Raw genomic sequence first — 12,164 nt, 5'->3', positions numbered from 1 at the left:
CGTTACCCTACCTGCGTTGCCGAACCCTGAACGCTACTTGCCGCCTTTAGGTCCGCTGCATCCTCCAGCACGCTCAGATCGCGATCTCTCACTTCCGGCATCAAAATCGCTGAAATTAAGCCGATAAGAGAATAGGCAATGATCATCGCTAATATAGGCAACCAGGAATCGGTCATATTACAGAAAATACCTGCCAGTACAGGACCAAATCCAACGGCGACTAAGCCACCGGCTTCTTTTGAAATCGCCATCCGGGTAAAGCGATTACGCGAACCAAACATCTCGGCCATCGTAATGTTTTCCAGCGCAAAGAGACCCAACACGGCAAAGTTATGAATAACAATAAGCGCGGTCATAATCACGCCGGGGCTATAGGTTTTATCCACGATGATAGACAACATCGGGTACGCAAGAATAATCGCAGATATATTCAATAAAATATAAGGCAGGCGGCGACCATATTTATCAGATAACCATCCCAAAAGTGGAATAGTAATAAAACCAATGACAGAGCTAATCATTAACGCGTCGGTAGGAATCGCCTTATTGAATAATAACGTCTGCACTAAATATCCTGCAAGGAATGTCTGAATTAACCCAGAATTGCCCGCCTGACCGAAACGTAAACCGGTTGCCAGCCAGAAGGATTTACTGCTAAACATGGCGCCCAATGTGTTTTCTGATGCGTTATTTAACGCTGGCGCATTTTCGCCTTCATTGACCTTTTCAAATACCGGGCTTTCTTTGAGGTTCATACGCAGCCAGATAGCGAAGATCATGACAACAACGCTCGCCAGGAATGGGATACGCCATCCCCAGGCCAGAAGCTGTTCTCTGTCAAGCGCAAAGAACATCACCGCCCAGATTGCTGTTGCGCTCAGCGTACCGCAGTTTGTTCCCATTGCGACAAGCGAGGAAATAATGCCGCGTTTCCCTTTAGGCGCATACTCAGCCAGCATCGTTCCCGCCCCGGAGATCTCCGCCCCGGCGCCTAACCCCTGAACAATACGTAACGTCACCAGTAAAACAGGCGCAAATATACCAATTTGCGCATAGGTCGGCAGAACCCCAATGAGGGTTGTACAAATCCCCATCATGGTGATAGTGATAAACAAGACTTTTTTACGTCCAATACTGTCGCCCATTTTTCCGAAAATAAACGCGCCGACAATACGTGCGATATATCCTGCGCCATAGGTTCCCATCGCCAGAATAAGCGCCATTGCGGCGGACTGTTCCGGGAAAAATATTTCATGGAAAACTAATGCAGCGCCCAGAGAATATAACTGGAAATCCATAAATTCAAGGGCGGTTCCCAGCCAACCGGATACGGCGGCTCTGATTAAATCTTTTGTTGACCGTTCATGTTTTTGTTGAGTCATATTGGCAATCTCTAAGAGGTAAGATGCGTACCACTCTCTCGCATTTATTAATATTATTCAGAGAATGTGAGTAAAACCTTGCAGCAGTGCCGTTGGTCTTTCTCAAACAATTCAATCGCGTCAGTGACATGGTGATAATTAAACGTATGCGTGACGAGCTTATCGGGATCGATCAGACCTTTTTCCAGCCAGCCAATAACGACCGGGAATTTATTCGCATTCAGACGGGAGGAATAAATTGACAACTCCTTGCCAGTAATCCCCTGCTGCACAATCTGGCAAGGATCGCTGGAGAACCCCATCAGTACAATGCGCGCGGCGGGCGACGCCAGCGAGATAGCTTCTTGTAAAATGGACGGATGACACGCCGCATCGACGATCAGCGTCGGTTTTAACCCTTTTTCATCCAGGAAATCTTGCAGAGATTGCTGTCCATTATTGATAACCCAGTCGGCGCCGCTTTCTTTCGCCATCTCCAGTCGTTCATCAATACGATCGGCAACAATCACCTCTTTAACGTTATAAACGCCCTTCAGCGCCTGAACCGTCGTCAGTCCCATCGGCCCTGCGCCATAAATCAGCGCAATATCGTTCTCTGTCGGATTAACCTGCCCGGTGACGTTCGCCGCAATGGTGAAAGGTTCAACCATCACCGCGTGCTTATCAGCAATGGCATCCGGGATCGTAAACGCGTTTTTCGCCGGAACGACCGCATATTCACTAAATCCGCCGTCGCGGTGTACGCCCAGAACAACCAGCGAGGTACATACATTGGGCTTGCCTATTGAACAGGGATAGCAATGCCCGCAACTGATGACGGGATCGACCGATACGCGTTCCCCCACTCTGGCGTGGCTAACACCTTCGCCCACAGCGTCAATCACACCAAAAAATTCATGCCCGATAACACGCGGATACTTTGCAAAAGGATTATGCCCACGATAGATATGGCTATCAGAACCGCAGATCCCCGCCAGCTTCACTTTAACCCGAACGTCCCCGGCCGCAGGCTCAGGGATAGGACGCTCCGCTAAAACCAGCGTGTCAGGTTTTTCAATCACTATACTTTTCATGTCATATCACTCCTTACCAGTTCCACAACGTGCCATCTTCCAGACGGGCGACCGGCAAATACGCAGGGTCATACGGATATTTCGCCGCCAGTTTTTCATCAAACTCAATACCAAGACCCGGCTTGTCGCCTGGGTGCATATAGCCGTTATCGAACGTCCAGCTATGCGGGAAGACATCAAGCATTTGTTCGGAGTACCCCATGTATTCCTGAACGCCAAAGTTAGGCACCCACAGATCAAAGTGAAGCGCTGCGGCCATGCAAACCGGCGACAAATCAGAAGGCCCATGAGACCCCGTGCGCACCTGGTAAAGCGAGGCAAAATCCGCAATGCGGCGCATCCCCGTAATGCCGCCGGCATGGGTAATGGTGGTGCGGATATAGTCAATCAGTTGCTCTTCAATGAGCTGCTTGCAGTCCCAGATGCTGTTGAACACTTCCCCGACGGCAATCGGCGTCACCGTATGCTGACGAATCAGACGGAAGCATTCCTGGTTTTCCGCAGGCGTCGGGTCCTCCATCCAGAACAGACGATAATCCTCAACGCGCTTACCAAAACGGGCGGCTTCAATCGGCGTCAGGCGGTGGTGCATGTCGTGAAGCAAATGCTCTTCAAAACCAAATTCAGCACGTACGGCGTCAAACAGTTTCGGCGTGAAATCGAGGTATTTCTCGGTTGACCAGAGTTGCTCTTCCGGCCACTGACCTTTCGTAGCGGGTTCGTAGGCCAGACCTTTGCCTTTAGACATGCCGTAGGTGGTTTTCATACCCGGCACGCCGCACTGCACGCGAATCGCTTTAAACCCCATCTCTTTGTGACGCGCATAATCTTCCAGCACATCATCAATGGTGTGACCCGTCGTGTGGCAATAGACCATCACGCCTTCGCGGGATGCGCCGCCCAGCAACTGATACAGCGGCATGTTGGCGGCTTTCGCTTTGATATCCCACAGCGCCATGTCAACGGCAGAAATAGCAGACATCGTGACCGGCCCGCGACGCCAATAGGCGCCTTTATAAAAGAACTGCCAGATATCTTCGATACGGTGCGCATCGCGGCCAATAAGCTGCGGACAAAGGTGATCTTTCAGATAGGATGCCACCGACAGCTCACGGCCATTCAGGGTAGCGTCGCCCAGGCCGGTGATACCGTCCTCGGTGGTGATTTTCAGCGTGACAAAGTTACGTCCCGGACATGTGACAAAAACTTCAGCCCCTACAATCTTCATTGTTGTTCCTTACATCTCTTCTGTGCGATGCAGGAAATTTACACACCTGAACTACTACCATACAAGTATAATGATCAAAAAATCGCTCATCGATCACAAAATAAGGCGCTTAAGCGCGCCCCCACCCGGCAACGATAATCAGCATTCCACAGAGTGCGATCAGTGCGCCTGACCAGTCATAAAGACTGAGTCTGACGCCGTCAACAAAGCGTAACCATAACAGCGCAGTACAGACATAGACCCCGCCATAAGCCGCATAGACGCGGCCGCTGGCGGCCGGATGCAACGTCAGCAGCCAGACGAATAACGCCAGTGAGACTCCCGCCGGAACCAGCAGCCAGGCCGTTGCGCCCCGCTTCAACCATAGCCAGGGCAGAAAACAGCCCACGATTTCGCACAGTGCGGTTATGAAAAAAAGAAGTGTTGTTTTTAGCATCATCATCATTGCGTTACGTCAGGTTTAAGCATGATACGCCAGAATAGCGCCTTCGTATCCATACCCGCAGGGTGGGTATGCCCTGCGCCAGGAATGGTGTAGAATTTAGACAAGTTTTATCCCTCTATCATGAAAGGAATTAACCATGAACAATACACTTAGCAAACGCCTGTGCCTGACGGCAATGCTTGCGCTGGGTGCTGTCGTGTATACCACCTCCGCATTCGCGAATACCAGCAAACTGATCATTGAATCTGGAGACAGCGCGCAAAGCCGCCAACACGCAGCCATGGAAAAGGAACAATGGAATGATACCCGCAGCCTGCGCCAGAAAGTGAACACGCGCACGGAGAAAGAGTGGGACAAAGCCGACGCCGCGTTTGATAACCGCGACAAGTGCGAGCAGAGCGCCAACCTTAACGCGTACTGGGAACCGAATACGCTGCGTTGCCTGGATCGTCGTACTGGCCGTACCGTTGCGCCATAACAGTGCGTTGAGCGACAGACGGTAAGGACACAAAATGACCCACGCCAACAGTGTTAAGTTGCGCCCGCTGGAGCGCGAAGATTTACGATTCGTCCACCAGCTTGATAACAACGCCAGCGTAATGCGTTACTGGTTTGAAGAGCCGTACGAAGCGTTTGTCGAGCTGTCTGACCTGTATGATAAGCACATTCATGACCAGAGCGAACGGCGCTTTGTCGTGGAGTGCAACGGCGAAAAAGCCGGTCTGGTCGAACTGGTAGAAATTAATCACGTTCACCGCCGGGCTGAGTTTCAAATCATCATCTCACCGGAATACCAGGGAAAAGGGCTGGCTTCGCGCGCGGCGAAGCTGGCGATGGACTACGGATTCACCGTACTCAACCTTTATAAGCTGTATCTGATCGTTGATAAAGAAAACGAAAAAGCCATTCACATTTACCGTAAGTTAGGTTTTATGGTTGAAGGTGAACTGATTCATGAGTTCTTTATCAATGGCCAATACCGCAACACCATTCGTATGTGCATTTTCCAGCAGCAATATCTGGACGATCACAAAACGCCTGGCTCAAGCCTGCTGAAGCCTACCGCACAGTAAGCCGCTACCCGGCTGTGTCAGACGCAGCCGGGTAATAATCAATCGTATTTTTAATGGTATAGCTCCGCGCAACGGCGGGTTCAACGCTTTCATCAACGATCACAAGCTGGCAGTTGATCGGATTGGCGTAATTATCATATTCACACGTCTGCTTCACATTGCCTAACGGGCGATCGTTCAGCAGGCTGACCGCCGTATAGTCGAGCTTTTTAAGCGGGTCCGCCGACGGTTTTGCATCAATAGATAACGTTTTGTCTTTACTGATGGTGGTCTTACCCAACGGATACCCTTCCGCATCATAGCGGTACTGTACCTTCGTCTCTCTTCCCGTTGCGGAAACAACAAAACCGTTATCGTCCGTATCCCAGACCACGCCTGCCGAGGGCAACTCCGCCAACTGACATTTCCCCTGCAAGCGCACTCTTTTCTCCATCGTCTCGGCATCGCGGTAGTAGTTTGCATCCAGTACCAACGCCAGCCCGGTATTGTTTTCCAGATCGTGCAGTTCCAGCGTATCAAAGCAGCCTTCCTGCGAAAGCGTTCCGCTGATGCGCTTCGTCACTTCCCCTTTGTCGTTCATCAACGTCTGGCTGAAATCTTTAACCGGGCCGCGCAACGGATCAAAATCGAACTCATTGGAAAAGCTGGCCATTTCCGGGGTAAAGGAGACCAGAACAGTGGCGTTATCACATCCAACAAGCAGCACACACAGAAAGCTCACCAGGGTCTGTTTCTTCACGTTATTCACCAGGATAAAGAGATGATTCTCAATCATATTAGCAAATACAGTTGTTTACACTAGAAATGCTAAGCTTTCATTATCGTGTTCATAAAAGGAGTGAATGATGAAAATCTCAGCAGGAATTGCAGCGTGTCTGCTCATCGTCGCCTCCCCGCAGGTACTGGCGGCGCCGGGGTCATGTGAAAGAGTCAAAAGCGACATCGAACAGCGCATCATTAACAATGGTGTGGCGGAGTCCAGTTTTACGTTAACTATTGTTCCTAATGACCAGGCGGATCAGCCCGATTCCCAGGTCGTAGGCCACTGTGCAAACGATACCCATAAAATTTTGTATGCCCGCACCAGCAGCGGAAACGCTCCTGCCAGTACCAGTCCTTCTCAGGACGGGCATGCTGTCGAACCTCAGTAACAGATAAGAGCCTGATATACCAGGCTCTTACTCCCTCTTAGAGAGATTCCCTCAATTTTGACATGGATTAATAACCTCTACCTATAAGGGGTTAAAATCACTCTTTCATTAGTATCCTATTAATTTCGTTATAAACATAATTATATAACGATAACTATAATGGAGTGAATTATGTCCGATGTTGAACAACAGGGAGGCATCAGCCGCAGGACGTTAGTGAAATCCACCGCGATAGGATCGCTGGCGCTCGCTGCCGGAGGGCTCTCCTTGCCTTTCGGGATGCGTATCGCGGCGGCTGCCGTGCAGCAGGCAATCCAGCCCGCTGAAGACAAAGTGGTCTGGGGAGCATGTTCGGTCAACTGCGGTAGCCGCTGCGCCCTGCGTCTCCACGTCAAAGATGATGAAGTCTGGTGGGTGGAAACCGACAACACCGGCGAAGATGTCTATGGCAATCACCAGGTGCGCGCCTGCCTGCGCGGACGTTCAATCCGTCGGCGAATTAACCATCCTGATCGCCTCAACTATCCGATGAAACGCACAGGCAAACGCGGCGAGGGGAAATTTGAGCGTATCAGTTGGGAAGAAGCGCTGGATACCATCAGCAACAGCCTGAAAAACACGGTCGATAAATACGGTAACGAGGCGGTGTACATTAACTACACCTCCGGTATCGTCGGCGGCAACATCACCCGCTCCTCGCCTTATGCCTCTCTGGTGGCCCGCCTGATGAACTGTTACGGCGGTTTTCTTAGTCACTATGGCACCTACAGCACCGCGCAAATCGCGGCGGCCATGCCCTACACCTATGGTTCGAACGAGGGTAACAGCACCTCCGATATCGAAAACACCAAACTGGTGGTGATGTTCGGTAATAACCCGGCAGAAACCCGTATGAGCGGCGGCGGAATTACCTGGTTCCTGGAACAGGCCAGGGAACGTTCAAATGCGCGCATGATCGTTATCGATCCACGCTATACCGATACCGCGGCAGGACGTGAAGACGAATGGATACCTATTCGTCCCGGCACCGATGCCGCGCTGGTCGCCGGACTGGCCTGGGTGCTCATCACCGAAGATCTTGTCAACCAGCCTTTCCTCGATAACTACTGCGTGGGTTACGACGAAAAAACGCTACCGGCCGATGCGCCAGCGAATGGCCACTATAAAGCCTATATTCTGGGCCAAGGCGAAGACGGCACGGCTAAAACGCCTGAGTGGGCGTCGCGCATTACCGGTATTCCGGCGGATCGCATCATTAAGCTCGCCAGAGAGATTGGCGCAGCTAAACCGGCCTGTATTTGTCAGGGATGGGGCCCGCAGCGTCAGGCGAACGGTGAACTCACCGCACGCGCGATTGCGATGCTGCCGATTCTGACGGGCAATGTCGGTATTCACGGCGGGAACAGCGGCGCGCGCGAATCCACCTACACCATCACCATTGAACGCATGCCGTTACCGGAAAACCCGGTAAAAACGCAGATCTCCGTGTTTACCTGGACGGACGCTATTGCCCGCGGCCCGGAAATGACAGCCCTGCGCGACGGCGTGCGCGGTAAAGAAAAGCTGGATGTGCCGATCAAGTTCATCTGGAATTACGCGGGCAATACCATCACCAACCAGCATTCGGATATCAATAAAACACACGAGATCCTGCAAGACGAATCGAAGTGCGAAATGATCGTGGTCATCGACAACTTTATGACCTCTTCCGCGAAATACGCCGATATTCTGTTGCCGGACCTGATGACGGTAGAACAGGAAGATATCATTCCTAACGACTATGCGGGCAATATGGGTTATTTAATCTTCATCCAGCCCGCGACCGCCCCTAAATTCGAGCGTAAGCCCATTTACTGGATAATGAGCGAAGTCGCGAAGCGGCTGGGCCCGGACGTGCACCAGAGGTTTACCGAGGGGCGAACCCAGGAACAGTGGCTGCAATATCTGTACGCCAAAATGCTGGCTAAAGACCCGGAGTTACCGGGCTATGACGAGCTGAAAAAAATGGGGATCTACAAGCGTAAAGATCCCAACGGCCATTTCGTGGCCTATAAAAAATTCCGTGAAGACCCACAGGCAAACCCGCTGAAAACGCCGTCCGGCAAGATAGAAATTTACTCCAGCCGCCTGGCTAAAATCGCCCAAACCTGGGAGCTGGAAAAAGGCGACGTCATCAGCCCGCTTCCCATTTATGCCTCAACGTTCGAAGGATGGGACGATCCTAAGCGCAGCGTATTCCCACTGCAACTCTTTGGTTTTCATTATAAATCACGCACGCACTCCTCTTACGGCAACATTGATGTTCTCAAATCCGCCTGCCGTCAGGAAGTCTGGATTAACCCCGTGGATGCGCAAAAACGCGGTATCGCCAACGGGGATATGGTGCGGGTATTTAACGATCGCGGCGAAGTACGCATTCCGGCGAAAGTCACGCCACGCATTCTCCCCGGCGTGAGCGCGATGGGCCAGGGCGCCTGGCATGATGCCGATATGTCAGGCGATCGCATCGATCATGGCGCCTGCGTGAATACGTTAACGACGCAGCGCCCCTCTCCGCTGGCGAAAGGAAATCCGCAGCACACCAATCTGGTCGAAATCGAGAAAGTGTAACCCCCATCCCCTGAAACGATTACAGGCGTTTCGGGGGATGTGTTCGCACGTCCATCGGTCATGTGAACAAACCAACGTCCTGTAAAAACAAATTTTATAAATCGCGTTTCTTTTTTTTAATCAATAAGCAAAGTGAGTAACTATGAAAATCACCACGCCTGAGGCGCTCATGACGGCCACTATCAGCCGTCGTAGTCTGGTGAAAACATCCGCCATTAGTGGTCTCGCGCTCGCCAGTAGCGCCTTCACGCTTCCTTTCTCCCGAATCGCCCGCGCCGCTGACGGCCTTTCGCCTGCGCCAGTGGAAGAAAAAGCGGTCTGGAGTTCCTGTACCGTCAACTGCGGGAGCCGCTGTCTGCTACGGCTGCATGTGAAAGATGATGCAGTGTACTGGGTCGAGTCCGACACCACCGGCGATGACGTCTACGGCAATCATCAGGTGCGGGCCTGCCTGCGCGGACGCTCGATCCGTCGCCGCATGAATCACCCGGATCGCCTTAAATACCCGATGAAACGCGTCGGTAAACGCGGCGAAGGCAAATTTGAACGTATCAGCTGGGATGAAGCGCTGGATACCATTGGCGACAACCTGAAGCGTATTCTGAAAGATTACGGCAACGAAGCCGTACATGTGCTGTATGGCACCGGCGTGGATGGCGGGAACATCACGAACTCCAACGTGCCTTATCGTCTGATGAACTCATGCGGCGGTTATCTCAGCCGTTACGGCAGCTACAGTACCGCACAAATCAGCGCCGCAATGAGTTATATGTTCGGCACGAATGACGGCAACAGCCCGGATGACATCGCCAACAGTAAACTGGTGGTAATGTTCGGCAACAACCCGGCAGAAACGCGCATGAGCGGCGGCGGCGTGACCTACTATGTGGAACAGGCTCGCGAACGTTCCAACGCCAGAATGATCGTCATCGATCCGCGTTATAACGATACGGCGGCGGGTCGCGAAGATGAATGGCTCCCTATTCGTCCCGGTACTGATGCCGCGCTGGCGGCGGGGATCGCCTGGGTGCTCATCACCGAAAATCTGATCGACAAGCCTTTCCTCGATAAATACTGCGTCGGTTACGACGAAACGACCTTACCCGCCAGCGCGCCGCGTAATGCGCACTATAAAGCCTATATTCTGGGCGATGGCCCGGACGGTATTGCCAAAACACCGGAATGGGCCGCGCATATCACCAGTATCCCGGCGGAAAAAATCATCCAGCTGGCACGGGAAATCGGCTCGGCAAAACCGGCATATATCTGTCAGGGCTGGGGGCCGCAGCGTCACTCCAATGGCGAACAGACTGCGCGCGCGATCGCCATGCTCTCTATCCTGACTGGCAACGTCGGGATCAACGGCGGCAACTCCGGCGTGCGTGAAGGCACCTGGGACCTCGGCGTAGAGTGGTTTTCTATGCTGGATAACCCGGTAAAAACGCAGATCTCCGTTTTTACCTGGACAGACGCCATCGATCATGGCGCGGAAATGACCGCCACACGCGACGGCGTGCGCGGTAAAGATAAACTTGATGTCCCGATCAAATTTATGTGGTGCTATGCCAGCAATACGCTGATTAACCAGCATGGCAACATCGCCCACACCCATGACGTATTACAGGACGACAGCAAGTGCGAAATGATCGTCGGGATTGAGCACTTCATGACGGCTTCCGCAAAATACTGCGACATTCTGCTGCCGGACCTGATGCCAACGGAACAGGAAGATCTTATTTCGCACGAATCCGCAGGCAACATGGGTTATGTCATCCTGGGGCAACCGGCCACCTCACCAAAATTTGAAAGAAAGCCGATCTACTGGACGCTGAGCGAAATCGCCAGACGCCTCGGCCCGGATGTCTACCAGACATTTACGGAAGGCCGTACCCAGCATGAGTGGGTGAAATACCTGCATGCCAAAACCAAAGCGCGTAACCCGGAAATGCCGGACTACGAAGAGATGAAAACTACCGGCATCTTCAAGAAAAAATGCCCGGAGGAACACTATGTCGCCTTCCGTGCATTCCGCGAAGATCCTGCCTCCAGTCCGCTGAAAACGCCATCAGGGAAGATTGAAATCTACTCCGAGCGGCTGGCGACCATCGCCGACACCTGGGAGCTGGAAAACGATGAGATCGTTCATCCGCTGCCCGCCTATGCGCCAGGGTTTGATGGCTGGGACGATCCCATCCGAATAACCTATCCGCTGCAATTGACCGGCTTCCACTATAAAGCCCGCACCCACTCCAGCTACGGCAATATTGACGTGTTGCAGCAAGCGTGCCCGCAAGAGATCTGGATTAACCCCATTGACGCGAAAGCGCGCAACATCCAACAGGGTGACACGGTGCGCGTATTTAACAATAACGGGCAGATGCTGATCCCGGCAAAAGTCACGCCGCGCATTTTGCCGGGCGTTACCGCCATCGGGCAAGGCGCCTGGCTCAAGGCGGATATGTTTGGCGACCAGGTCGATCACGGCGGTTCCATCAACATTCTGACATCACATCGTCCTTCTCCGCTGGCGAAGGGGAACCCGTCTCACAGCAATCTCGTTCAGGTTGAGAAGGTATAAGGAGTAACCGATGACAACCCAATATGGATTTTTTATTGACTCCAGTCGTTGCACCGGTTGCAAAACCTGCGAACTGGCCTGCAAAGACTACAAAGATTTAACCCCGGACGTCAGCTTCCGCCGCATCTATGAATATGCGGGCGGCGACTGGCAGGAGGATAACGGCGTCTGGCACCAGAATGTCTTTGCCTACTATCTTTCCATCTCCTGCAACCACTGCGAAGACCCGGCCTGCACGAAAGTGTGTCCGAGCGGCGCGATGCACAAACGCGAGGACGGTTTTGTGGTGGTGGATGAGGATGTCTGCATCGGCTGTCGCTACTGCCATATGGCCTGCCCGTACGGTGCGCCGCAGTACAACGCCGCCAAAGGCCACATGACCAAATGCGACGGCTGTCATGACCGCGTTGCCGACGGCAAAAAGCCGATCTGCGTCGAGTCCTGCCCGCTGCGCGCGCTGGACTTTGGCCCGATAGAAGAGCTGCGGAAGAAACATGGCACGCTGGCGGCCGTTGCGCCGCTGCCGGGCGCGCACTTCACCAGACCGAACATTGTGATTAAACCCAACGCCAACAGCCGCCCGACCGGGGATACCACGGGTTATCTGGCAAATCCGAAGGAGGT

General features: G+C 52.8%; 11 protein-coding genes. 6 read left to right on the top strand and 5 right to left on the bottom strand.

Annotation, left to right across the window (positions count from 1 at the left end; all coding sequences use genetic code 11):
* Positions 1-2: 2 nt before the first annotated feature.
* The 4 genes from OGX75_RS04245 to OGX75_RS04230 all read right to left on the bottom strand — a co-directional run bounded on the left by OGX75_RS04245 (position 3) and on the right by OGX75_RS04230 (position 4,119).
* Complete coding sequence (locus OGX75_RS04245) at positions 3-1,382, bottom strand: MFS transporter (protein ID WP_198448210.1); 1,380 nt, start codon at positions 1,380-1,382, stop codon at positions 3-5.
* A gap of 53 nt (positions 1,383-1,435) precedes the next feature.
* Entirely contained in the window at positions 1,436-2,455 is a 1,020-nt protein-coding gene (locus OGX75_RS04240; RefSeq protein WP_012132447.1) for a Zn-dependent oxidoreductase, read from the bottom strand.
* A 13-nt stretch (positions 2,456-2,468) separates the two neighbouring features.
* Positions 2,469-3,683: a starvation-sensing protein RspA gene (rspA, locus tag OGX75_RS04235; RefSeq protein WP_012132448.1), complete on the bottom strand. Its 1,215-nt coding sequence runs from the start codon at positions 3,681-3,683 to the stop codon at positions 2,469-2,471.
* 109 nt (positions 3,684-3,792) lie between these two features.
* Positions 3,793-4,119 carry a YnfA family protein gene (locus OGX75_RS04230; protein WP_047463685.1) on the bottom strand — a complete coding sequence of 109 codons (327 nt, stop codon included), beginning with the start codon at positions 4,117-4,119 and terminating at the stop codon, positions 3,793-3,795.
* Positions 4,120-4,264: 145 nt separating this feature from the next.
* On the opposite strand from OGX75_RS04230, the gene OGX75_RS04225 reads away from it, so the two are divergent.
* The gene (locus tag OGX75_RS04225; protein WP_012132450.1) at positions 4,265-4,606 is read left to right on the top strand and encodes a DUF1283 family protein; all 342 of its coding nucleotides are present in this window, start codon (positions 4,265-4,267) and stop codon (positions 4,604-4,606) included.
* Between the two features lie 34 nt (positions 4,607-4,640).
* A complete protein-coding gene (gene speG, locus OGX75_RS04220; protein ID WP_012132451.1) occupies positions 4,641-5,201 on the top strand; it encodes a spermidine N1-acetyltransferase in 561 nt (186 codons plus the stop codon).
* Positions 5,202-5,205: 4 nt separating this feature from the next.
* Here the strand turns inward: speG and OGX75_RS04215 are convergent, their stop codons facing one another.
* The gene (locus tag OGX75_RS04215; protein WP_024130347.1) at positions 5,206-5,940 is read right to left on the bottom strand and encodes a YnfC family lipoprotein; all 735 of its coding nucleotides are present in this window, start codon (positions 5,938-5,940) and stop codon (positions 5,206-5,208) included.
* Between the two features lie 103 nt (positions 5,941-6,043).
* Here OGX75_RS04215 and OGX75_RS04210 point away from each other — a divergent pair, with 103 nt between their 5' ends.
* The 4 genes from OGX75_RS04210 to OGX75_RS04195 all read left to right on the top strand — a co-directional run.
* Positions 6,044-6,352, top strand: coding sequence for a DUF1161 domain-containing protein (locus OGX75_RS04210; RefSeq protein ID WP_286451340.1), 309 nt, complete (start codon positions 6,044-6,046; stop codon positions 6,350-6,352).
* Between the two features lie 171 nt (positions 6,353-6,523).
* The gene (gene ynfE, locus OGX75_RS04205; RefSeq protein ID WP_353622027.1) at positions 6,524-8,962 is read left to right on the top strand and encodes a selenate/tellurate reductase subunit YnfE; all 2,439 of its coding nucleotides are present in this window, start codon (positions 6,524-6,526) and stop codon (positions 8,960-8,962) included.
* A 142-nt stretch (positions 8,963-9,104) separates the two neighbouring features.
* Positions 9,105-11,540, top strand: a complete 2,436-nt coding sequence (gene ynfF / locus OGX75_RS04200) for a selenate/tellurate reductase subunit YnfF (RefSeq protein WP_110494277.1) — start codon at positions 9,105-9,107, stop codon at positions 11,538-11,540.
* Between the two features lie 10 nt (positions 11,541-11,550).
* Positions 11,551-12,164, top strand: a 614-nt coding sequence (locus OGX75_RS04195) for a dimethylsulfoxide reductase iron-sulfur subunit DmsB (RefSeq protein ID WP_012132456.1), incomplete at its 3' end; no start/stop codon positions are given.

This window comes from Citrobacter sp. CK199, from assembly GCF_030333285.1.
GTDB lineage: Bacteria > Pseudomonadota > Gammaproteobacteria > Enterobacterales > Enterobacteriaceae > Citrobacter_B > Citrobacter_B koseri.
This window is presented reverse-complemented; position numbering and strand designations above follow the sequence as displayed.